At 53.7% G+C, this 20,473-nt stretch carries 18 protein-coding genes; 13 read left to right on the top strand and 5 right to left on the bottom strand.

Annotated elements, in window-relative coordinates; translation table 11 throughout:
- Window positions 1-6 precede the first annotated feature (6 nt).
- From rbsD to budA, 3 genes are all read right to left on the bottom strand, one after another.
- Entirely contained in the window at window positions 7-426 is a 420-nt protein-coding gene (rbsD, locus tag HHI26_RS19485) for a D-ribose pyranase (protein WP_133844891.1), read from the bottom strand.
- Between the two features lie 207 nt (window positions 427-633).
- The gene (gene alsS, locus HHI26_RS19480; RefSeq protein WP_133844889.1) at window positions 634-2,313 is read right to left on the bottom strand and encodes an acetolactate synthase AlsS; all 1,680 of its coding nucleotides are present in this window, start codon (window positions 2,311-2,313) and stop codon (window positions 634-636) included.
- Between the two features lie 19 nt (window positions 2,314-2,332).
- Window positions 2,333-3,115, bottom strand: coding sequence for an acetolactate decarboxylase (gene budA, locus HHI26_RS19475; RefSeq protein ID WP_133844887.1), 783 nt, complete (start codon window positions 3,113-3,115; stop codon window positions 2,333-2,335).
- A 104-nt stretch (window positions 3,116-3,219) separates the two neighbouring features.
- Here budA and HHI26_RS19470 point away from each other — a divergent pair, with 104 nt between their 5' ends.
- Complete coding sequence (locus HHI26_RS19470) at window positions 3,220-4,101, top strand: LysR family transcriptional regulator (RefSeq protein ID WP_171149545.1); 882 nt, start codon at window positions 3,220-3,222, stop codon at window positions 4,099-4,101.
- Here the strand turns inward: HHI26_RS19470 and HHI26_RS19465 are convergent.
- Window positions 4,098-4,496, bottom strand: a complete 399-nt coding sequence (locus HHI26_RS19465; RefSeq protein WP_166653740.1) for a NirD/YgiW/YdeI family stress tolerance protein — start codon at window positions 4,494-4,496, stop codon at window positions 4,098-4,100. The two genes, HHI26_RS19470 and HHI26_RS19465, sit on opposite strands and share 4 nt — an antisense overlap.
- A gap of 217 nt (window positions 4,497-4,713) precedes the next feature.
- On the opposite strand from HHI26_RS19465, the gene qseB reads away from it, so the two are divergent.
- Entirely contained in the window at window positions 4,714-5,376 is a 663-nt protein-coding gene (gene qseB, locus HHI26_RS19460; RefSeq protein ID WP_133844880.1) for a quorum sensing response regulator transcription factor QseB, read from the top strand.
- Window positions 5,373-6,725 carry a quorum sensing histidine kinase QseC gene (qseC, locus tag HHI26_RS19455; protein ID WP_171149550.1) on the top strand — a complete coding sequence of 451 codons (1,353 nt, stop codon included), beginning with the start codon at window positions 5,373-5,375 and terminating at the stop codon, window positions 6,723-6,725. The genes qseB and qseC overlap by 4 nt, the downstream gene beginning before the upstream one ends.
- 110 nt (window positions 6,726-6,835) lie before the next feature.
- On the opposite strand, the gene kup is transcribed toward qseC, so the two are convergent.
- The gene (gene kup / locus HHI26_RS19450) at window positions 6,836-8,704 is read right to left on the bottom strand and encodes a low affinity potassium transporter Kup (protein ID WP_133844876.1); all 1,869 of its coding nucleotides are present in this window, start codon (window positions 8,702-8,704) and stop codon (window positions 6,836-6,838) included.
- Between the two features lie 259 nt (window positions 8,705-8,963).
- Between kup and ravA the strand changes: the two genes are divergently transcribed.
- From ravA to atpB, 10 genes are all read left to right on the top strand, one after another.
- On the top strand, window positions 8,964-10,457 hold the full coding sequence (gene ravA / locus HHI26_RS19445) for an ATPase RavA (RefSeq protein WP_133844874.1): 1,494 nt from the start codon (window positions 8,964-8,966) through the stop codon (window positions 10,455-10,457).
- Window positions 10,454-11,914, top strand: coding sequence for an ATPase RavA stimulator ViaA (gene viaA, locus HHI26_RS19440; RefSeq protein ID WP_133844872.1), 1,461 nt, complete (start codon window positions 10,454-10,456; stop codon window positions 11,912-11,914). The genes ravA and viaA overlap by 4 nt, the downstream gene beginning before the upstream one ends.
- 63 nt (window positions 11,915-11,977) lie before the next feature.
- Window positions 11,978-14,137: a 5-histidylcysteine sulfoxide synthase gene (gene ovoA, locus HHI26_RS19435; RefSeq protein WP_171149544.1), complete on the top strand. Its 2,160-nt coding sequence runs from the start codon at window positions 11,978-11,980 to the stop codon at window positions 14,135-14,137.
- 125 nt (window positions 14,138-14,262) lie between these two features.
- Window positions 14,263-14,724, top strand: coding sequence for a transcriptional regulator AsnC (gene asnC, locus HHI26_RS19430; protein ID WP_133844867.1), 462 nt, complete (start codon window positions 14,263-14,265; stop codon window positions 14,722-14,724).
- 27 nt (window positions 14,725-14,751) lie between these two features.
- Window positions 14,752-15,003: a hypothetical protein gene (locus HHI26_RS19425; RefSeq protein WP_133844865.1), complete on the top strand. Its 252-nt coding sequence runs from the start codon at window positions 14,752-14,754 to the stop codon at window positions 15,001-15,003.
- A complete protein-coding gene (gene mioC, locus HHI26_RS19420; RefSeq protein WP_133844863.1) occupies window positions 14,985-15,425 on the top strand; it encodes an FMN-binding protein MioC in 441 nt (146 codons plus the stop codon). Before HHI26_RS19425 ends, mioC begins: the two co-directional genes overlap by 19 nt.
- 466 nt (window positions 15,426-15,891) lie before the next feature.
- Window positions 15,892-17,781, top strand: a complete 1,890-nt coding sequence (mnmG, locus tag HHI26_RS19415) for a tRNA uridine-5-carboxymethylaminomethyl(34) synthesis enzyme MnmG (RefSeq protein WP_171149543.1) — start codon at window positions 15,892-15,894, stop codon at window positions 17,779-17,781.
- On the top strand, window positions 17,778-18,398 hold the full coding sequence (gene rsmG, locus HHI26_RS19410; protein ID WP_171149542.1) for a 16S rRNA (guanine(527)-N(7))-methyltransferase RsmG: 621 nt from the start codon (window positions 17,778-17,780) through the stop codon (window positions 18,396-18,398). Before mnmG ends, rsmG begins: the two co-directional genes overlap by 4 nt.
- Before the next feature lie 824 nt (window positions 18,399-19,222).
- The gene (atpI, locus tag HHI26_RS19405) at window positions 19,223-19,603 is read left to right on the top strand and encodes a F0F1 ATP synthase subunit I (protein ID WP_133844857.1); all 381 of its coding nucleotides are present in this window, start codon (window positions 19,223-19,225) and stop codon (window positions 19,601-19,603) included.
- Between the two features lie 8 nt (window positions 19,604-19,611).
- A complete protein-coding gene (gene atpB, locus HHI26_RS19400) occupies window positions 19,612-20,424 on the top strand; it encodes a F0F1 ATP synthase subunit A (RefSeq protein ID WP_133844856.1) in 813 nt (270 codons plus the stop codon).
- Window positions 20,425-20,473 lie beyond the last annotated feature (49 nt).

Below are 20,473 nucleotides of genomic sequence, written 5' to 3'. Positions count from 1 at the left end.
CAGCCTCTAAAAGGTCACGCCAGCGATCAGGATGACATTCGCATACGGAGAACACTCTCCGCTGCGAATGACAGCCTGACTACGCTGAGTTTGGTGTTTGAACTGTTCGTGACTGACATAACTGATACTGATTGAATTACCCTGGTGTTGTTGCAGTAAGTCGAGCAGGGCGATCAATTCACTATGAAGCTGCGGATTATGCTGCTTAATTTCTTCCGCAATGATGGCACTCTCGACCTGCATCTCGCTGGTGACCGCCTGGGTAACCTGTAAAAATGTCGGAATTCCATGCGTCAACGCCAGATCAATACGCTGCGGACCTTGTGGGACCGGCAGGCCGGCATCGCCAATCACGATGCTGTCAGTATGACCGAGACGTGAAATCACGGACGAGATATCAGAATTCAGTAAGGTGCCTTTTTTCATTATTCACTCCAGAGCGAAACGTTTCGCTGAGGGGCAGTGTAAGAAATGGTCAGGGGAAAACAATCATCAAATGTTGAAAATGTGATCGCCATCGAAACGTTTCGCTGACGCAGAGAGAGGATTTGTTTTAAGGAAAAAAATGGCCCTTTTATGTTACCGGTAAAGGGCCATGACTGAATGTAATGAATATCTGGAAGGTATAGCAGCTCACAAAATCTGGCTGAGATGAAGCTGTCCCATCAGCAGAGGGTTGTCTGCGTAGTCCACCGGAATAGCCACTACCGCCGGGCCCTGCACATCCATCGCTTTACGCAACGTCGGTTCCAGCATTTCTGCACTTTCCACAGCAAACCCCGCGGCACCAAACGACTCGGCGTAAGCTTTAAAATCGATCGGACCGAATTTCACCCCGGAAACCCGCTGATATTTCTTCTCTTCCTGCATCGCCACCATGTTGTAGCACTCATCCACCCAGATGATATGCAGCAAATTAGCGCCCAGCCGTACTGCCGTTTCCAGCTCCATACTCGATTGCAGGAACCCGCCATCCCCGGAGACCGACACCACTTTGCGCGACGGGTCCACCAGCCAGGCACCAATCGCCCAGGGCAGGGCAACGCCCATGGTTTGCTGACCGTTGGAGATCATGATCTGACGGGCGCGGAAGCTGTAAAGATAACGCGCGATCCAGATATGAAAGCTGCCCATATCCACCGTCAGGGTGACGTCACTGTTGATGATGTCCTGCATAGCACGCACGATGCGCAAAGGATGCAGGGCAAACTGATTCAGCTGATGGCCGCGCAGCGCCAGCAGTTCACGCTGTTGCTGGCGGTCGCTGAGGATCGCAGCCGCCTGTGGGCTAAGCGTTAACGGGCCGTGGATACGTGCCGTCAGTTTATCCAGCGTGGCAGCAATATCCCCGACCAGCTCGGCATCAGGCTGATAACAGTTGTCGGTATCGGCGGGCAACACATCGATATGCACCAGGGTGGCTTTGCCACTGTTCCACATCGCAGGTTCATACTCTACCGGGCTGTAGCCAATGGTGATAATCAGGTCGGCTTCTCGCAGTAACCGATCGCCCGCCTGATTATTAAAGAGCCCGACACGCCCGGCAAAGCGGGAAAAATGCTCCTGCCGCACTGCACCTGCCGCCTGGTAGGTACTGGTGACCGGAATATGGCTACGCTCCAGCAGCTGATGCAGCGCATCGCTGTTGGCGGGCTGGCTGGCCATCAGGCCCAGCAGCAGCACCGGGTTTTTCGCCTGTGCGATTTGGCGGGCAACGGCGTCAATCGCCACATCCGGTGCCGCCCCCAGCAGCAGCTGGCCACTGGTATTCAGCAGATGTCCGCGTGCGGGCTCATTAATAATGTCCTGCGGCAGGCTGACAAAAGCGCCGCCGGGGCGCCCCTGCTCCGCACTGCGAAACGCATTCGATAACACTTCGGCAATGGCATCTGAGGAACCGACTTCTACCGCATATTTACTCACAGGGCGGAACATCGCGACGGTATCCATGCTTTGATGCACCTGTTTGGCGCTATCCGCGCGTTTTACCGCCCCCCCCAGTGCCACTACCGGATCGCCCTCGGTGGTCGCCGTTGCCATACCGGTGATCAAATTGGAACAGCCAGGCCCGGAGGTGACCAATGCAACGCCGGCTTTGCCGGTCAGCCGACCCACGGCCGCTGCCATAAATGCGGCGTTGGCTTCATGACGTACGGCAATCGTCTGGATGGAGGTGTCCAGCAGCGAATCAAAGACTTTATCGATTTTGGCACCGGGAATGCCGAAGACCTGCTTCACCCCCTGTGCTTCCAGTTGAGCCACGACCAGATCGGCACCGTGTGCCCACTGTTGAACCTCAGTGACGTTTTTCATCTTTTGTTCTCTCTCTTTTTCAGCTTTCAACAGAACGAATGGCGGAATCCAGGTTTTCCGGGCTGAGATCCGCCCGCAGGAAGTCGCTGTCGCCAGGCAGGTCAATCACCAGCTTGCTGATCTCACCAAAGGTCAGCGTGCCGTGATCAAGCTGATAGTCCAGAAGATGACCGCCACCCTGGCGATCGTCAGTAATGAAATGTTCGTGATAGCCCGCGACGTTGATGCCCTGCATATACTGCGGCGTGCGAAAACCGATCAACACGCCATTGCGCTGCTCAAAATGAAAGGTGGGCTGCTTGCCGAGCACCTCTGGCATCGATTTATACGGGCGGTGCTGACAGGGAACCGTGCGGGTTTCTGCGCGGCTGAACAAACCGTCGAGACGCAATGCGCAGAACTGATTATCGGAACTGACCTGCTGGTCGATGACCTGATGTACCCCGGCCCGATCAACCGGGCCGGTAAAGCGATGCTGATACTGAGGGTGGAAGAAGGTCATCACTGCAAACGGCGATTGCTGATCGGGACTGGCAGCACGGGCACTGCCATCTGAACGCAACTGGTACACTTCACGGTTAAAAGCGATAAGCTCGCCATCCAGCTGATTAAACGTCCCGAGGCCAAAATCGCCTTTCTTCAGCAGGTCAGCCACCGTGGTGGTACCGTCATAGACGCCGCTCAGTAACGCGCTCATCAGAGAGGTCTGATAGATTACACTTTCTGGCCTTTCCTTCTGCATCCCCCTGACCGTTTCGGTCAGTTGTTCCGAACATGAACAATCAGTTACAGAATGTGTCATTGCCATTTCCCCCGATAAACTGTTAAGAAGTATTGAATCAATGTTGACTCGGTTCAGTTCGGGATTCCAATATAGAACACCCCCCACTTTGAGACGTTTTCGATATGGAACTGCGGTATCTGCGTTACTTCGTTGCGGTCGCTGAGACGAAGCACTTCACCCGGGCGGCGGAAAGGCTGGGTATTTCCCAGCCCCCGCTGAGTCAGCAAATCAAAAAACTGGAAGAAGAGATTGGTACACCGCTGCTGAAAAGGCTGACGCGTGGCGTGGAACTGACGGATGCCGGGGAAGCGTTTTATCATGATGCCTGCCAGATCCTGGCACTGACCGGCCATGCGCTGGAGAAAGCCAAAGGGATTGCCCGCGGGATCAGTGGAAAGCTGTCGATTGGTTTTGCCAGCTCCACCGCGTTTCATCCGCAGATTTTCCGGCTGCTGCACTGTTTTCAGGATCGTTTTCCGGCCATCACCTTACTGCCCCAGGAAGAGAGTATGGCGACGCTGATGCATAATCTGGAGGAGGGATTACTGGATGCCGCCTTTGTACGTCTGCCCTGTGAGAGCAGTAAGACGTTTAATCTGAAGGTGATTGCTTCTGAGAAAATGGCTGTGGTGCTACCGACGGGTCATCCGCTTGGCAGCGTACCCTCTTTGTCGCTGGCACAGTTACGTCAAGAATCACTGATTTTGTTTCCACGTGAGGTTGCCCCCAGCCTGTACGAAGTGATTATCAGTGCCTGTCTGCGTGCCGGTTTTCAGCCAGATGGCGTGCAGCAGTCACCGCAAATTTCGTCGGGCGTGAGCATGGTCGCCGCAGGCTTCGGCATCACCATCGTGCCTGATTCACTGCGCTGCATCAGCCTGCCCGGCGTCAGCTTCCATCAGATTGAGGATGCTGCGCTGGGCAGTGATATCGCCCTGGCCTGGCGGCGTTGGGATCGCTCCCCCGCCGTCCACCACCTGGTCACGATGCTTGCCAGCGATTAGCCACCGATTTTGCGCACCTGTTTGACGTCCAGCTCCAGCGAGTTGAAGTCTTTATCCAGCTTGCCCTGGAGTTCAACATTGTCTTTCGGACCAATGGTCTGTCCGTCCCAGCGCTTATCGTCAATTTCGACGGTCATGGTGCCGGTGGCATCACGGAACAGATAGTCTTCATCACCAATGCGCTTTTCAATATGACCACGCATTGTTACCCAGGCATCATCACTCATATCCTGAGCCTGCTTGACGGTAGCCACCGTACCGTTCGGGCCGCTGAACCCGCCCTTCTGTACCTGGGCTGCCGGGGCGCTCGGGTCAACAAAACCGCCGCCCTGGACGGCAAGTACGGGCATGGACATCAGGGCGGTGATCGCCAGTAATGCAGCTGTCTTCTTCATCATTTTCACTTTTCCTTATGCAATAGAGCAGTCAGTTCTGCCCGGTAACGTCGGTTCAGTCAGTATTACAGCAAAAGGTTCTTAACAGGATCTTAAGAACTCTTTTATCACGAGTTTATTGTTCTAAATTGACGAAAAGTCGCGAATTTCGTCGATCGTTGCTGTACAAGCCGTATCATGATTCCGTATAACTCGGTGAACTGCGAAGGATAACACCATGCGAATTCTTTTAATCGAAGATGACCGCCTGATTGGCGACGGCATCAAAGCCGGGTTAAGCAAACTGGGGTTCAGTGTTGACTGGTTTACCCAGGGCAACGAGGGACTTCGGGCGCTGAGTGCCGCGCCCTATGATGCGGTAGTACTGGATCTCAGCCTGCCAGAAATCGACGGACTCACCATTCTCCGCCAGTGGCGACAGCAGGGACGTGATGAACCGGTGTTGATCCTCACGGCCCGCGATGCCCTGGAACAACGCGTCAGCGGGTTGCAGCAGGGAGCCGATGACTATTTATGTAAACCCTTTGCCCTCAGCGAAGTGGCCGCACGTTTACAGGCACTGATCCGCCGCCGCCACGGTCAGCTTCAGCCGACACTGCAACATGGCAGCCTGATCATGGAACCGGGTTCCCATACCGTTACCCTGAAGGGTGAACCGCTGGTACTGAAAGCGCGTGAACTGGCGCTGCTGGAACTGTTTCTGCTCAACAACGGGCGCGTGCTCACCCGCCCACAGTTAGAAGACAAACTCTACGGCTGGGATGACGACGTTTCCAGCAATGCCGTGGAAGTGCACATCCATCACCTGCGTAAAAAACTGGGCAGTGAGTTTATTCGCACCATTCACGGCGTGGGTTACACGCTGGGAGCGGCACCCTGATGCGCCAAAGTCTGCGACTGCGTCTGATGCTCGGTTTTTTGTTGCTCAGCCTGCTGTGCTGGGGAGTGGCCGCTGTGGGGGCCTGGTGGCAGACCCGTCACAATATCAATGCGTTGTTTGATACACAGCAAATGCTGTTCGCAAAACGGCTCACCACCCTGAATATTGAGTCAGGGGATGAGAAAACGATAACGCTGCCGAAAACAAAAAAAATCCTGCGCCATCACCGGGGCGATCAGGACGATGATGCGCTGGCCTTTGCCGTGTTTCGCCGCGATGGCCAGATGCTGCTTAATGATGGTGATAATGGCCGTAATTTCATCTTTGATTATCAGCGTGATGGTTTTGTTGATGGCCGCCTGCGCGGTGACGATGACAGCTGGCGTATGGTGTGGCTGCGTACCCCGGACGATCGCTATGTGGTGGTGGTCGGTCAGGAGTGGGAGTATCGCGATGATATGACCCGCGATCTGGTGCAAACCAACCTGACGCCGTGGCTGGTGGCACTGCCGGTAATGCTGATGTTGATGTTGTGGCTGATCACCCGGGAGCTGGCGCCGCTGAAACAGATCGCCGACCAGCTGCGGCAGCGCGCCCCGGATGACATTACGCCCCTCACCGCACAGCGTGTGCCGCAGGAAGTCCGCCCGTTGCTGACTGAACTGAATCAACTGTTTGGGCGCATCGGTGACATGCTGCTGCGCGAACGCCGTTTTACCTCGGATGCCGCACATGAACTGCGCAGCCCGCTGGCCGCGTTAAAAGTGCAGACGGAGGTTGCCCAGCTGGCTCATGACGATGCCGCATTACGCCACCATGCGCTGACCAGCCTGGATGCGGGGATAGACCGCGCTACCCGGCTGGTGGATCAACTGCTGACGCTGTCGCGTCTGGATGCCGGGGAAGATCTGGAAACACAAAGCGTGCAGTGGCAGGCGATCGTGCAGAAAGCCGTGGTGGATCAGTATGCAGCCGCACAGGCTGCGGGCGTGGAACTGGCGCTGGATGCCCCTGATGCGCCCGTTATCTGTCAGGGTCAACCGCTGCTGCTGGCGCTGTTGGTTCGTAATCTGCTGGATAATGCCATTCGCTACAGTGCGGCGGGCAGTGAAGTATGGCTGAAACTGACCGCCGGCACGTTGCAGGTGCTGGACAATGGACCGGGCGTCAGCCCGGAAGCGCTGGCACGTATTGGTGAACGATTTTATCGCCTGCCAGGCCAGCAACAGTCTGGCAGCGGTTTAGGCTTGTCGATCGTTCATCATATTGCCCGCCTGCACGGCATGACGGTGACCCTTGAAAATCGGGCAGAAGGCGGATTTGCGGTGACGGTAAATATTAACGGATAACCAGGGCGAGGCGTGCCTCGCCCCTACGATGGATCTGCTTAGGAGAGGGCGTGCCTCGCCCCAGCGACAGACAGGTTTGTAGGGGACGGGCATGCCCGTCCCGAACCGTGCTAAATCTCGACCTGAGTACCCAGCTCAATCACCCGGTTAGGCGGAATTTTAAACTGATCGGGTGCCCGCAGCGCATTACGTTGCAGCGCAAGGAACAGCTTGCCGCGCAGGCGCAGGTACCACGGACGCTTACCGATAATCAGCGACTCATGTGACATAAAGAACGAGGTCTCCATCATCCGGCAGCTCAACCCTTCCAGACCGCAGCGGTGGAAAATCTCCTCCACGTTTGGCGTTTCACGCCAGCCGTAACTGGCCACCACACGCCAGAAGGTCGGCGACAGTTGCTCGATGGTCACACGCTTCACGTTATGGACATAAGGCGCATCTTCGGTACGCAGCGTAAGCAGCACCACGCGCTCATGCAGCACCTTGTTGTGTTTCAGGTTATGCAGCATGGCGAACGGGATCACGTTCAGGGCGCGGGACATATACACCGCGGTGCCCGGCACGCGCACCGGTGGCGATTTCTCCAGCGAGGCGATCATTGCCTCCAGAGAATTACCGTGTTCGTGCATCCGACGCAGCAGACGGAAACGTTCGCTCTTCCAGGTGGTCATCACCACAAACATCACCAGCGCCAGCGAAAGTGGTAACCAGCCTCCGGCAAACACTTTCACCAGGTTTGCGGAGAACAGTGACACGTCAATGCACAACATGCCCACCAGCAGCGTCATCACCAGATAACGATTCCAGTGCCAGTTTTTAATCGCCACCACGCTGCACAGGATTGCGGTGAGAACCATCGTTCCGGTTACGGCAATACCGTAAGCCGCAGCCAGGTTGCTCGAATGCTCAAAGCCCACAATCACAATCACTACCGAGACAAACAGCAGCCAGTTGATTACCGGAATGTAAATCTGGCCCGACTCCTCTTCCGAGGTGTAAACAATACGCATCGGCGGCAGATAGCCGAGACGTACCGCCTGACGCGTCAGGGAGAAGACACCGGAAATCACCGCCTGAGAGGCGATAACTGTCGCCAGCGTGGCCAGAATCAGCATCGGGATCAACGCCCAATCGGGGGCTAACAGGAAGAAGGGGTTTTTAATCGCTTCCGGATTTTTCAGCAGCAACGCGCCCTGGCCGAAATAGTTCAGCACCAGCGACGGCAGCACCACAATAAACCACGCAAGACGGATCGGATACTTACCAAAATGGCCCATATCGGCGTACAGCGCCTCAACGCCCGTGATGGCCAACACAACGGCCCCAAGCGCAAAGAAGGACACCATTTTGTATTCAACAAAGAAATGAATCGCCCAGTAAGGATTCATGGCGTGCAGCACTTCGGGGTTACTGATGATGCCGCGCGCACCCAGTACCGCCAGCACCAGAAACCACAACAGCATCACAGGTGCGAACAGCTTACCGACCAGGCCGGTACCGTGTTTCTGGATCATGAAGAGCAATGTCAGCACGCCAATCGCCAGCGGCACGATATAGCGGTCAAGGGAGGGCGCGGCGATCTCCAGGCCTTCAATGGCCGAAAGCACCGATACCGCCGGGGTGATCACCACCTCGCCGTAGAAGAAACTGCCACCAATCAGGCCCATGATCACCAGCACGGCGGTTGACCGCGCACCGGTATTGCGTCCCGCCAGTGACATCAGTGTCAATATCCCGCCTTCCCCGGCATTATCGGCACGCATCACGTAACTGATATATTTCAGTGAAACGGTGAGTAATAACAGCCAAAAAATCAGCGACAGGAAGCCGAAAACGGCATCGCGCTCAACACCAAAACCAAACTGCCCGGAAAGACACTCACGCAGTGTATACAGCGGGCTGGTGCCGATATCACCATACACCACACCTATCGCTGCCAGGGTAACGGCACCAAGGGATTGCTTCTTCTCAGAACTCATAGACTTGTCTTTTGTTGCGGTGGACTGACGCGGGATTGCGTACGGCTCAACTGCCCGTCAAAACGCGCACAGTATGCATGATTAAACATGAATGCCTATCCTTAATTGCCTGTTAAATGACAACTTCAATGGTCAGTGTCACCCTTTGATAATAAAAAAGCTGACTGCAATCAACTCTTTCAAGCATCATAGCCAGTAGTGTTTGCGCTCGCCAGACAGCAATCTGGCCTGACCGTAGAAAAAGGATGAATGTTTGATTATGGCCCACTCTCAATTATTGGCGGAACGCATCGCCCGCCTCAGCAATGCATTAGAGAAAGGACTTTACGAACGCCATCATGCGATTCGCCTTTGCCTGCTCGCCGCCCTGTGCGGTGAGAGTGTCTTTTTACTCGGCCCACCGGGCATTGCCAAAAGCCTGATTGCCCGCCGGCTCAAGTATGCTTTCCAGCATGCCCGCGCGTTTGAATACCTGATGACGCGCTTCTCCACGCCGGAAGAAGTCTTTGGCCCCCTTTCTATTCAGGCACTAAAAGACGAAGGGCGCTACCAGCGCCTGACTAAAGGCTACCTTCCTGACGCAGAAATCGTGTTTCTTGACGAGATCTGGAAAGCCGGGCCCGCCATCCTGAATACGTTGCTGACCGCGATTAATGAACGCCGTTTTCGTAACGGTGACAGCGAAGATAAAATCCCGATGCGCCTGCTGGTCACTGCCTCTAACGAACTGCCGGAAGCGGATAGTGGGCTTGAAGCACTGTACGACCGTATGCTGATCCGCCTGTGGCTGGATAACGTGCATGAAAAGCAGAACTTCCGCAGTCTGTTGACCCACCAGCAGGATGAGAATCAGAATCCGGTATCCGATTCACTCTGCATCAGCGATGAAGAGTATCTGGAGTGGCAACAAGGTATCAGTAAAGTCAGCCTGCCCGACGATGTTTTCGAGCTTATTTTCCAACTGCGTCAACTGTTAGAAAATCAACCAGAAGCGCCGTATATCTCCGATCGCCGCTGGAAAAAAGCCATTCACTTGTTGCAGGCCAGTGCCTTTTACAGTGGCCGTAGCGTGATCGCGCCTATTGATTTGATCCTGCTGAAAGACTGCCTGTGGCACGATGTGGGATCGATGAAACTGCTGGATCGTGAACTGGATAATCTGATCACCCAGCAGGCGTGGCAGCAGCAACCGATGCTGTTCAAATTGCAGCAAATTAATGCCCGCCGTCTGGCGCTCCAGCAGCAACAAAGTGTGGAACAGGCCATCCGCCTGGAGAAACATGGCGGCATGTTCAGCCGCAAACCTCACTTTGATCTGCCGGCAACGCTGTCAGCCGATGCGCTGACGCTGATGCTGCAAAAACCGCTCACGCTGCATGATATGCAGGTCACGCATATCACCCTGACCCGCGAAGCTCTGCATCACTGGCTGCAAAAAGGTGGCGAAATGCGTGGCAAGCTCAATGGTATTGGCTTTGCCCAGACGCTGGATTTGCACGTAGACGGCCATGACTGCCTGACATTGCGCGACGTCAGCCTGCAAGCCTCACGCCTGATGCTGCCGGGTAAACCGCAGCAAGGGCTGCCGGAAGAGATTTCGCTGGCGCTGGATGAGCTTGATACCCAGCTTCGGGCACAGCGCACGCTGTTCAGCCAGCATCATCGCTGCCTGTTTATCAGCGATGACTGGCTGGCACGTGTTGAAGATAGCCTGCAACAGGTGGCGGAACAGCTGAAGCAGGCGCGGCAGTGATCTCACTTGATACATTGAGTATGTTTCTGGCAGTCAGTGAAAATGAGCTGATTGAAGAACTGGTGATCACGTTGCTGGCCTCACCGCAGCTGGCCGCCTTTTTTGAAAAGTTTCCCCGGCTGAAAAATGCCCTGACGCGCGATCTTCCACGCTGGAAGTCAGAGATCCTGCAACAGTTAAAATCGACCCCGGTTCCGGACGATTTGGCTGCAGAGTTCAGCCGCTTCCAGCAGTGCCAGACTCTCAGCCAGCATGACTTTAGCAGTCAGCTGCCCGAATTACTGACATGGCTTGCGCAGAATCACTCACCCTTTGCTGAAAAAGCGCAAGCGCTGGTCAGCCATCACGATACCTTGCAGCTCAGCGGCGCTCAGCAGACGCTGTTTTTACAGCGCTGGCGACTGAGCCTGACGCTGCAAACCCTGACCCTTAACCAACAGTTACTCGATCAGGAGCGTGAAAAACTGCTGGCTGACCTGCAACAGCGGCTGGCCATGAGTGGTCAGCTGGCTCCCGTGCTGGCCACCGACGACGAAGCCGCTGCCGGGCGCTTATGGGATTTGACCCGCAGTTCACTGCAACGCGACGACTACCAGCTCATGGTGCAATACGGCGATTTCCTGGCCAGCCAGCCGGAGCTGCTGAAACTGGCGGAACAGCTGGGCCGCAGCCGTGAAGCCAAAGCGGTACTCTCGGACGATGCTCCGCCGGAAGCCTTCCACCAGTTGGTGCGCGAACCAGAAAGCGTGCCGGAAGAAGTCAGCGGTCTGCACCAGAGTGACGATATTCTGCGCCTGCTGCCACCAGAGCTGGCCACGCTGGGCATCAGCGAACTGGAGCTGGAGTTTTACCGTCGGATGGTGGAAAAACGCTTGCTCACCTACCGTCTCCAGGGAGAGAGCTGGCATGACAAAGTCACGCTGCGCCCGGTGACTCACCACCATCATGATGAGCAGCCGCGCGGCCCGTTTATCATCTGCGTGGATACATCCGGTTCAATGGGCGGCTTTAATGAACGCTGTGCCAAAGCGTTCTGCCTGGCCCTGCTGAAAGTGGCGCTGGCAGATAACCGCCGCTGCTACATTATGCTGTTTGCCCATGAAGTGGTGGGCTATGAACTGACCGCTGAAGATGGCATCAGCCAGGCGATCCGTTTTCTCAGCCAGCGTTTCCGTGGCGGCACCGACCTGGCTGCCTGCCTCGATGCCGTCTTACTCAAGCTGTCCGGCCCACAGTGGCAGGATGCTGACGCCGTGATTCTCTCTGACTTTATCGCTCAACGTCTTCCTGATGTACTGGTCAAACGCGTACGCGACCATCAGAGCCAGCAGCAACAGCGTTTTCATGCCGTTGCCATGTCCGATCATGGAAAACCCGGCATTATGCGCATCTTTGACCACATCTGGCGTTTCGACACCGGGCTAAAAAGCCGCCTGCTCCGTCGCTGGAAACGATGAACCCCGCCTTTGACCTAATCTGACAAAGCTTATTTGCTATAGTGATGTATACGCTTTAGCCACATGGCAAGATGGGAGCATCACGTGACTTCGCAACAACACCAGACAGGATTACCTGCCCCAACCCGCACGCTGCAGTTAACCGGCAATGACCCGGAACAAAAACGTCAGCAATTGCTCAATTACTTCCGCCAGACATGGGAGCTGTATGAAAGCCTGTTTGACTGCCTGGCGGATGAACGGGCGTGGACAACCAAAGCGATATCGCTACGGCATCCGCTGATCTTCTACTACGGTCACACCGCCACGTTCTATATCAATAAGCTGATGGCAGCTCGCCTGCTCGACAACCGTACCGACGATAGCATTGAAGCGATGATGGCCATCGGCGTCGATGAGATGAGCTGGGATGACCTCGACACCAGTCACTATGCCTGGCCATCCGTCGCTGAACTGCGCGATTATCGCGGTAAAGTGCGCGCCCGCGTTGAACAGCTGATCCGTGAGATGCCGCTAACGCTGCCGATCACCTGGGATAGCCCGGCCTGGGTTGTCCTGATGGGCATCGAACATGAGCGTATCCATCTGGAAACCTCCAGCGTGCTGATTCGACAGCTGCCCCTGGCGTGGGTCAAACCGCAGCCACACTGGCCGGTGTGTCCGGATGCGCGCCATGAGCGTCAGACGGTGCCGCATAACAGCCTGATCAGTGTTGCCGCAGGACGTGTCACTCAGGGAAAAACCGATGACACCTACGGCTGGGATAACGAGTATGGCAGCCGCATCACCGACGTGAAGGCTTTCGAGGCCAGTAAAATGCTGGTCAGTAACGCAGAGTTCTTCGACTTCGTGACGGCGGGTGGCTATCAGACACCACGCTGGTGGGATGACGAAGGCTGGGGCTGGCGTGAATTCGCGAAAGCCAGCCAACCCACTTTCTGGACTGGTCATGCAGACCAGCCGGAAACGCTGAAGCTCCGCCTGATGGCGGAAGAAGTCCCGATGCCCTGGGACTGGCCAGCCGAAGTCAATCAGCTTGAAGCTGCGGCATTCTGCCGCTGGAAAGCCGAAGTGACAGGCCAGTCTGTTCAGCTTCCCGCCGAAAGCGAATGGATGCTGCTGCGTGAGAAGGTGGCCGGCGATCAGCCTGACTGGGATAACGCACCGGGTAATATCAATCTCTCCCACTGGGCCTCATCCTGCCCGGTCGATCGTTTTGCTCAGGGTGAGTTTTTCGATCTGATCGGTAACGTCTGGCAATGGACGACCACACCCATTTCAGGTTTTGAAGGTTTCCGCGTCCATCCTTTATATGATGACTTCTCCACGCCGACGTTTGATGGTAAGCATTCGCTGATCAAAGGCGGCAGCTGGATCTCTACGGGGAATGAAGCGCTAAAGTCGGCACGCTACGCTTTTCGCCGCCACTTCTTCCAGCACGCGGGTTTCCGCTATGTGGTCTCCGATCATCAGGAAAGCCGGGCCAGTAACCCCTATGAAACCGACAGCATGGTGTCACAGTACCTCGATTTCCAGTACGGGCCGGAATACTTCGGCGTGGCCAACTACGCGAAAGTGCTGGTTGAGATAGCCTGCGGTGTCACAAACCAGCGTCAGCGGGCACTGGATATTGGCTGTGCCACAGGACGTGCGAGTTTTGAACTGGCACGTCATTTCGGCCAGGTGGTGGGAATGGACTATTCCGCACGCTTTATCGACGTGGCATTACAGCTCACCAGCGGCGAAGAGTTCCGCTACGTCACCCAGGAAGAGGGCGAGCTGGTGGAATACCGACAGGTACAGTTGAAGGATATTGACCTCGGTACTGAACAGGCCAGCCGTATTCAGTTTGTACAGGGCGATGCCTGTAACCTGAAACCGCAGGCTGAACCCTTCGATCTGGTGCTGGCTTCGAACCTGATTGATCGTCTGCGCCAGCCACGTCGCTTCCTGCAGGACATCACCCGCATGATCCGCCCCGGCGGTGTGCTGATGCTCTCTTCTCCTTATACGTGGCTGGAAGACTTCACGCCGAAGGAAAACTGGCTGGGAGGCATTCGTGAAAACGGTGAGGCGCTATCGACTTACCAGGCGTTGCAGCGCCTGCTGGCACCCGATTTTGAGGAGATCGAACCCGCACAGGATGTGCCGTTTGTCATCCGCGAAACGGCGCGTAAGTACCAGCACACCGTCGCTCAGGTGACACTGTGGCGTAAACGTTAATCTTTTGTTCTCCGGCGGGCACCCTTCGGTGCCCGCTGTCATATCGGCACTCTGATTGCCATTCTGTTCACGATCCCGCACATTAATACTCTGTTCATTGAATAACATTCAATCTCGGAGTCACTATGCCGGAAAATATGCAGCCAGATAATCTCGACCGCGGCATTCTCAATGCACTAATGGAGAATGCCCGTACCGCCTATGCCGAACTGGCCAAGCAGTTCAACGTCAGCCCCGGCACTATCCACGTGCGCGTGGAGAAGATGAAGCAGGCGGGGATCATTAAAGGAACGCGCGTTGAGATAGATCCGAAGCAGCTTGGTTATGATGTCTGCTGCTTTATCGGCATCATTCTGAAAAGTGCCAAAGACTATCCGTCAGCAGTGGCGCGACTGGAAGCACTGGATGAAGTGGTCGAAGCGTATTACACCACCGGTCACTACAGCATCTTTATTAAGGTCATGTGCCGCTCGATCGATGCCCTGCAACAGGTATTGATCAACAAGATCCAGACCATCGATGAAATCCAGTCCACCGAAACCCTGATCTCCCTGCAAAACCCGATTATGCGCACCATTATCCCGTGATCGGTGCATAAGGTTATCCACACCAGAATGTTTTCTCAGATCCCCTCCTCGTCATGCACCGTCGACGGTGCCGTCAGTTTCGATCCGGCCAGCGCACAGCACCCGCAGCGTACTGAAGTACGTGAGGAGCGCGAGCACTGCCCGGATTGGAACTGGCCAACAAGCCAGGTGCCTGGCAGTAATACCCTTAATTATCCACAGGTAGATCCCATGGTGATCACAGAGTACAATGCCCGCCATTATCATTCAGGGATCTCATCATGGCCGACATTACCTTAATCAGTGGCAGCACCTTAGGCAGCGCAGAATATGTGGCCGATCATCTTGCTGAGAAGCTTGAAGAAGCAGGACATACAACAGAAACACTGCATGGGCCGGAGCTGGAAGAGCTGAAAATGGAAGGGATATGGATTGTGGTGAGTTCTACCCACGGTGCCGGTGAACTGCCCGATAACATTCAGCCACTGTTTGAAGCCATAAAGGAACAGCAACCGGATCTGAGTAACCTGCGTTACGGGGCTGTAGGCATTGGTAATCGTGAATATGATCTGTTTTGCGGTGCCATTATCCAGTTTGACGAGCTGCTGACATCACTGGGAGCACAGCGTATTGGCGATCGACTGGATATAGATGTGCTGCAACATGAGATTCCCGAAGATCCTGCCGGTGTCTGGGTAGAAAGCTGGAAAGAACTGATCTAACTCTTGCCCGGATCGGCCGGAGATCCTCTGCCCGATCCGCAAAACTGGCCTTTTTCGATCCTGAGTTTTGTAAATATTGCCCTTTTTTGCCTGGTTTTAACGCATTCAACTGTGGATAACTAGGCTCAATACAGTCTGATAACCGGTGTTTATCCCAAGGACAACATGAGTACCTGGCTGAGCCTGTGGATAACATGCCATTTAGATCCCAGCTTATACGGTGTGGGATCACCGATCATTAACAGCTAATGATCCTGTCTAATCACTTGATCCTTATCAGCAAAAAAGGCTTATCCACAGAGATCGTCGATCCTAATAGAAGATCTAATAAAGAGATCTCTAAATAAAAAAGATCTTCTTTTTAATACACGAAGATCCCGGTGCTTTCGCCATCGTCTAAAGTTGAGTAGAATCCACGCCCTCAGCAACACTCCCTTAATTCGCACAAACCGCGAGGTGCAGTACCATGTTTTATCCAGATCCTTTTGACGTCATCGTAATCGGTGGTGGTCATGCGGGAACGGAAGCAGCGATGGCTGCTGCCCGTATGGGTCAACAAACCCTGTTATTGACCCATAACATCGACACACTGGGGCAGATGTCCTGCAACCCAGCGATCGGCGGTATCGGAAAAGGACATCTGGTAAAAGAAGTGGACGCACTGGGCGGGCTGATGGCTCATGCCATTGACCAGGCGGGTATCCAGTTTAGGATACTAAACGCCAGCAAAGGTCCGGCAGTGAGAGCAACCCGTGCTCAGGCCGATCGTGTACTGTATCGTCAGGCGGTACGTACAGCACTGGAGAATCAGCCCAACCTGATGATCTTCCAGCAGGCGGTTGAAGATCTGATTGTCGAAAACGATCGTGTCGTGGGTGCCGTCACCCAGATGGGTCTGAAGTTCCGTGCCAAGGCCGTTGTGCTGACGGTAGGAACGTTCCTTGATGGTAAAATTCACATCGGAATGGACAACTACAGCGGTGGACGTGCTGGTGATCCGCCTTCCATCTCGTTATCACAGCGTCTGCGTGAACTTCCTCTGCGTGTAGGACGTCTGAAAACCGGAACCCCTCCGCGTATTGATGCCCGAACCATTGATTTCAGCGTTCTGGCTCCGCAGCATGGTGATACGCCGATGCCAGTGTTCTCGTTTATGGGTAATGTCAGCCAGCATCCACAACAGGTGCCGTGCTACATCACCTACACCAACGAAAAAACCCACGATGTGATCCGCAATAATCTCGATCGCAGCCCAATGTATGCCGGGGTGATCGAAGGGATCGGTCCACGCTATTGCCCATCGATCGAAGACAAAGTGATGCGCTTTGCCGATCGCAATGCACACCAGATCTTCCTGGAGCCGGAAGGGCTGACCAGCAACGAAATTTATCCAAATGGCATTTCTACCAGTCTGCCGTTTGACGTTCAGATGCAGATCGTACGTTCTATGCAGGGAATGGAGAATGCCAAAATCGTTCGTCCTGGCTATGCCATTGAGTACGATTTCTTCGATCCACGCGATCTGAAACCGACGCTGGAAAGCAAATATATTGAGGGTCTGTTCTTTGCAGGACAGATCAACGGCACCACAGGTTATGAAGAAGCCGCTGCACAGGGGTTACTGGCGGGTCTGAACGCCGGGCGTCTGTCTGCTGACAAAGACACCTGGGCACCGCGTCGCGATCAGGCCTACCTTGGCGTACTGGTTGACGATCTCTGCACACTCGGCACAAAAGAGCCGTACCGCATGTTTACCTCACGTGCTGAATATCGTCTGATGCTGCGTGAAGATAACGCCGATCTGCGACTGACGGCTGCGGGTCGTGAACTGGGTCTGGTGGACGATGCCCGTTGGGCTCGTTTCAACGAGAAACTGGAAAGCATTGAACTGGAACGCCAGCGTCTGCGAGATATTTGGGTACATCCGAAATCAGAGTGCGTTACTGAGGTGAATACACTCCTGAGCGCAGGCCTGACGAAAGAAGCGAGTGGTGAAGATCTGCTGCGCCGCCCGGAAATGACTTACCAGAACCTGATGACATTGAGCACCTTTGGCCCGGCATTAACCGATCCTCAGGCGGCTGAACAGGTTGAGATCCAGGTCAAATACGAAGGCTATATTGTCCGTCAGCAGGAAGAGATCGATCGTCAGTTACGCAATGAGAACACCTTGTTACCTGTTGATCTGGATTATCGTCAGGTCAGCGGCCTCTCTAACGAAGTGATCGCGAAACTTAACGATCATAAGCCAGGGTCAATTGGCCAGGCGTCACGTATTTCTGGGATTACACCTGCAGCCATCTCAATTTTACTTATTTATCTTAAAAAACAGGGGCTTTTACGTAAAAGCGCATGATTAATAAATTATCCGTATTGCTAAAAAGCGCCGGTATTTTCCTGTCCGATCAGCAGAAACAACAGCTGGTCGGTTATGTGGAAATGCTGCATAAATGGAATAAAGCCTACAATCTGACGTCAGTACGTGACCCTGAGCAGATGCTGGTACGCCATATACTTGACAGTATTGTGGTGGAGCCTCATCTGTCAGGCGATCGGTTTATTGATGTGGGTACCGGGCCTGGATTACCTGGCATTCCACTGGCGATTGTCAGGCCGCAGTCTCATTTCACGCTGCTGGACAGCCTGGGCAAGCGCGTACGCTTCCTTAAACAGGTACAGCATGAGCTGAAGCTGGAAAATATTTCACCGGTACAAAGCCGTGTAGAAGACTTTCCTGCCGAGCCGCCGTTTGATGGCGTGATCAGCAGAGCTTTTGCCTCGCTGACGGATATGGTCACCTGGTGCCATCATCTGCCGGGTCCACAGGGTCGTTTTTACGCGTTAAAAGGTGTGCTGCCCCAGGATGAAATCGCGGCATTACCTGCCGGTTTGACGGTGGAAAACGTTCTCCCACTGAGCGTTCCTCAGCTCGAAGGTGAGCGCCATTTGGTGATTATTGCCCCTTCTGCCTGATTTTGACGTTGTGCGAACCTGGCCTGTCAGCCTGTTTTTTTAGCGTTGATGGGTTTTTTTTCGCAATTATTGGCCTTTTTAACCAGAAAAAACGGTATTTCAGTGATAGTTAACCCCTGAAATCATATGACTTTTTGGTGTGTCAATAGCACATTTAAAGTGTGGGTATTCAGAATATGCTCATCTCATGATTTTTTTTGCGAAAATTTGCCTGGACGGAGCTGTTACCATCGGGTTAAATCACTCAGCGGAAATTATCTGAAAACCTCTGTTACATTTAACGTTATTTTCACATTTAGTTATCACTTGAGTCATATTTTCGTGGTGCGACAGGGATAAAATAGTCACGCAGGAAAATATATCGCGCTAATAAATTAGCGTGAGTGATGACCGGGTCGATGTTAAATATTTGCTACAGATGTCAATAAAAGCTTTTAATCGAGATAACAGTGTGTTTTTACAAAAATTATAATTATCTATCTGATTTTAATCATTTTATTGGTGTTATGTTATTCAAGTTCATTCAAAAGGCAGTTTGATTCTCCGCCATTACATTACTAATTTGTGATCTTCCGCACGCTTTGTAAGCATGGATTCGCGGGCATTGCAGAAAAAAGTCGATAAGCAGCCGTTGTCATTGGTTTTGGAAAATAGGCTGCTGGAAAGAAATTTAAATAATTGTTCACCTTTTCTCTACTTATCGATTGAAATCACAGGTGCGCACCGTATAATTTGCACGGTTTTTGCTGCTTGACTCAAAAGAGCAAAGGCAGTTTTATACGACACGCGACATACCCCTTTCGGGGCAGGAGAGTTTCAGCGACATGTCAGTGTCCCTTTACAGAGTTAAATTTGCCCGAACCATACTGCTGTGGCAGTTGGCGACCTTCGTCGTAATCGGTGCGCTGTTTTCCTTTAAAGATCTGACCTGGGGCGTGTCCGCCCTTGCCGGCGGGCTGGCAGCCTGGCTGCCAAACGTGTTGTTTATGATTTTTGCCTGGCGCCACCAGGCGGGGCATGAAGTAACGGGACGGCTTGCCTGGACTTTTGCGCTAGGCGAAGCGCTGAAAGTTTTCGTTACGATCCTCGTGATTATCGTGGCGCTGGGAGTGTTTAAGGCGGTGTTTACGCCGCTGGGACTGGCCTGGTTATCGGTGCTGATTGTGCAAATCGTCGCACCGGCTGTAATTAACAACAAAGGGTAAGAGGCATCATGGCTGCAGGAGAAATCTCTACGCCGCAAGAATACATAGGCCACCACCTGAAGAACCTTCAGTTGGACCTGCGTACCTTCGAGCTAGTGAATCCGCACGACGCACCGTCGTTCTGGGTATTAAATATCGACTCCATGTTTTTCTCTGTGGTGCTGGGACTGGTGTTCCTGGTGCTGTTTCGCAAAGTGGCGAAATCAGCGACCAGCGGCGTGCCAGGCAAATTACAGGCCGCTGTTGAGTTAGTTGTTGGTTTCGTTGACGACAATGTGCGCGACATGTACCACGGTAAAAGCAAACTAATCGCTCCGCTGGCCCTGACGGTTTTCGTCTGGGTGTTCCTGATGAACTTTATGGACCTGTTACCTATCGATTTGCTGCCGCATATCGCCGGGATGATGGGGCTACCAGCGATGCGTGTGGTGCCTTCTGCTGACGTGAACGTTACGTTGTCGATGGCCCTTGGCGTATTTATTTTGATTCTGTTCTACAGCATCAAGATGAAAGGCATTGGCGGCTTTACTAAAGAGCTGACTCTGCAACCCTTCAACCACCCTGTGTTCATTCCGATCAACCTGATTCTGGAAGGTGTGAGCCTGCTGTCCAAACCGGTATCTCTGGGTCTGCGACTGTTCGGAAACATGTATGCGGGTGAATTGATTTTTATCCTGATTGCCGGTCTGTTGCCGTGGTGGTCACAGTGGATTCTGAGTGTGCCTTGGGCCATTTTCCACATACTGATCATTTCGTTGCAGGCTTTCATTTTCATGGTCTTAACGATTGTCTATCTGTCGATGGCATCTGAAGAACATTGATTTTTTTCTCAACACTACTGCGTTTTAACTGAAACAAACTGGAGACTGT

The sequence above is a fragment of the Erwinia sp. JH02 genome (assembly GCF_013074405.1).
Classification (GTDB): Bacteria; Pseudomonadota; Gammaproteobacteria; order Enterobacterales; family Enterobacteriaceae; genus Erwinia; species Erwinia rhapontici.
This window is presented reverse-complemented; position numbering and strand designations above follow the sequence as displayed.